This window comes from Pseudomonas sp. 05T35, from assembly GCF_056396605.1.
Genome location: NZ_JBFTLU010000561.1, coordinates 1 through 2502 on the forward strand (window position 1 = coordinate 1; position 2502 = coordinate 2502).

Annotated in this window: 3 protein-coding genes; 1 reads left to right on the forward strand and 2 read right to left on the reverse strand. The window is 61.0% G+C overall.

All coding sequences use genetic code 11. The features are described from left to right. Positions 1-50: 50 nt before the first annotated feature. Positions 51-692: an HD domain-containing protein gene (locus AC1DH9_RS27185; RefSeq protein ID WP_427546671.1), complete on the reverse strand. Its 642-nt coding sequence runs from the start codon at positions 690-692 to the stop codon at positions 51-53. Positions 693-880: 188 nt separating this feature from the next. Here AC1DH9_RS27185 and AC1DH9_RS27190 point away from each other — a divergent pair, with 188 nt between their 5' ends. Further along, the gene (locus tag AC1DH9_RS27190; protein WP_427546669.1) at positions 881-1846 is read left to right on the forward strand and encodes a GlxA family transcriptional regulator; all 966 of its coding nucleotides are present in this window, start codon (positions 881-883) and stop codon (positions 1844-1846) included. Positions 1847-1995: 149 nt separating this feature from the next. Here the strand turns inward: AC1DH9_RS27190 and AC1DH9_RS27195 are convergent, their stop codons facing one another. Further along, a complete protein-coding gene (locus AC1DH9_RS27195) occupies positions 1996-2337 on the reverse strand; it encodes a carboxymuconolactone decarboxylase family protein (RefSeq protein ID WP_427546666.1) in 342 nt (113 codons plus the stop codon). Positions 2338-2502 lie beyond the last annotated feature (165 nt).

The following is a 2502-nucleotide window of genomic DNA, read 5'->3' on the forward strand; positions in this document are numbered from 1 at the left end:
GGTGTCGACTGACACATCGCTTTCGCGAGCAGGCTCGCTCCCTCCGGTTTTCATGCCGCCCAAGGCGATGTGCGAATCACTTCGACGAAGTTCATCGGTTTGAACCCCGGTTCCTGATCCACCAGCACATCGGTCTTCACGTTGCCGAAGGTGGTATGCGGACGATGGCGCAGGCCGTCGGCAAAGGCGCAGATGATGCATTCCTTGAAACCTTCACCCCGTGGATGCGCGTGTACCACCGCTTCACGCTGCACGATCGAAAATGCCGAGTAGTCCACTCCCAACACGTCCATTTCGACGCCAGCGGTCACCAGCGCCACGGTCGGCCGCAGATGTCTGGGGATGCCCGGCGTGGTGTGCAGGGCGATCGATAGCCAGACCTGCTCGATATCGTCGTCGCTCAACCCGTACGGCTTGAGGAAGGCTGCGGCAGCGTTTGCCCCGTCGACTTCGAAGCGTTCGTCAGTGCTGCGGTGACCTTCCACCAAGCCCAGGTCATGGAACATCGCACCGACGTACAGCAGCTCCGGGTCGTAGGCCAGTGCCTGGCGTTCACCGCTCAGGGCACCGAACAGAAACACCCGGCGCGAGTGGTGGTAAAGCAGCTCGGACTCGATGTCGCGAATGTAGTCGGTGGTGGCGCGGGCGAGGGTACTGTCGGGGATTTTGATGCCGGCGATGCTGCTGCTCATGGTAGTTGCCTCATGGGGAACGCCGTGGCGGCGCTGATGGATCCAGTCTGTTCGCGCCTCCTGAAGTGAACAATCGACACGCGGCTACGATCCCGGCCAATCAGCATGCAAATCGTGCCAGTTCGCTTCTTGGCCATGGATTGGCTAGGGTGGGTGAGCCGTTCATCCGCCAGAGGCCGCTTTGCCCCATGACTAAATCCGTTGCCATCGTGGTGTTCTCTGGCGTCCAGTCGCTGGATGTCACCGGTCCCATGGACGTATTTTCCGAGGCCAATCGGTTCCTTGCGCGGCAGGATCATTATCAACTGCACGTCATCGGCCTCGAACGCGGTGTGATGCCGTGCTCGAACGGCCTGGCGCTGCACGCCCATCGGCATTTCAGCGAAGCGCTGGAGGCTTACGACTTGCTCTTGGTGGCCGGTGGGCCGCAGTTGCCGTTCGAGGATTTCGGCGCGCTGTTTCATGGTTGGCTACGCGAGGCGTGCGCGCGTTCGCAGCGCTTCGGCTCCATCTGCAACGGTGCCTTCACACTGGCCCGCGCCGGGTTGCTCGAGGGGCGTACGGTGACCACGCACTGGAGCGATGCCGCCGCGTTGGCGGCATTATGTCCGTCGACCCGGGTCGAAGCCGATCGGCTCTACGTCGAGGACGCTGAGCTGTTCACCTCGGCGGGCGTGACGGCGGGGATCGATCTGTCGCTGTACTTGCTCGCCAAGGATCACGGTCCGCAAGTGGCCTTGAGCGTGGCCAAGCGTCTGGTGGTGTTTACCCAGCGCTCCGGTGGGCAATCGCAGTTCAGCCCGTTTCTGACGCCGCATGCTGAAGCAAAATCCCCTGTGGCGATGGTTCAGCATTACGTGTTGGCCAACCTGACCGGGGATTTGGGCATTGCCGATCTGGCCGCAGCGGCCAACATGAGCACGCGCAATTTCTCTCGGGTGTTCGCCCGGGAAGCTGGAATCACTCCGGCGGAGTTCGTTGAGCAGGCGCGGGTGGACGCTGCCCGGGTGATGCTCGAAAGCTCTCGGGCACCGCTCAAGACGGTCGCGTATCAATGTGGTTTTCGTGACGCCCAGCACATGCGCAGCGTGTTCAACCGACGGCTGGGCGTGACGCCGCAGCAGTTTCGGCTGAATTTTTCGGCGATAGTTTGAGCTGTTCTGTGGCGAGGGAGCTTGCTCCCGCTGGGCCGCGAGCGGCCCCAAAACCTGCAACCGTGCTGTATCAGGTGTACCGCACTCATCGGTTTTTGGAGTGCTGCGCACTCCAGCGGGAGCAAGCTCCCTCGCCACAGGGGTTGATGTCAGCCTTTCAGCACGTCATGCGCTTCAAGTGCTCGCAGCGAGAAGACGTACGCTGCGCCGGCATTCAGCGAAATTGCGGTGGCCAGGGTGGCGGCGATTTCTTCGCGAGTGGCACCGGCCTTGATCGCCGCGTCGGTGTGTACTCCGATGCAGCCGTCGCAACGAGTGGTGATGGCGACAGCGATGGAAATCAACTCGCGGGTCTTGGCGTCKAGCACTTCATTTTCAGCGGCAGCTTCATCCAGCGCCATAAAGGCCTTGACCATTTTCGGGTTGCTCTTGCCCAGTGCGCCGAAGGCTTTCTGGATGGTGGGCAGCAGTTCGGACCAGTTATTGAACATTGCATTCACTCCTGAGCAGGTTGGGATGTACGGTGTGCGACACGTACAGTTTTGACCACTCGGGCGCTTTGCGTTTGCCCGATCCGCTCAGTTGTTGATCCAATCGTCGCAAATGAACTCGATCGATAAACTCATCGCTTTGGCCGGCCTGCGTTTATCAAGAAG

What these genes read in the sequence shown, in the direction of transcription:
- AC1DH9_RS27185 (WP_427546671.1), bottom strand. Translation starts at nt 692, where the DNA reads ATGAGCAGCAGCATCGCCGGCATCAAAATCCCCGACAGTACCCTCGCC.
- AC1DH9_RS27190 (WP_427546669.1), top strand. Translation starts at nt 881, where the DNA reads ATGACTAAATCCGTTGCCATCGTGGTGTTCTCTGGCGTCCAGTCGCTG.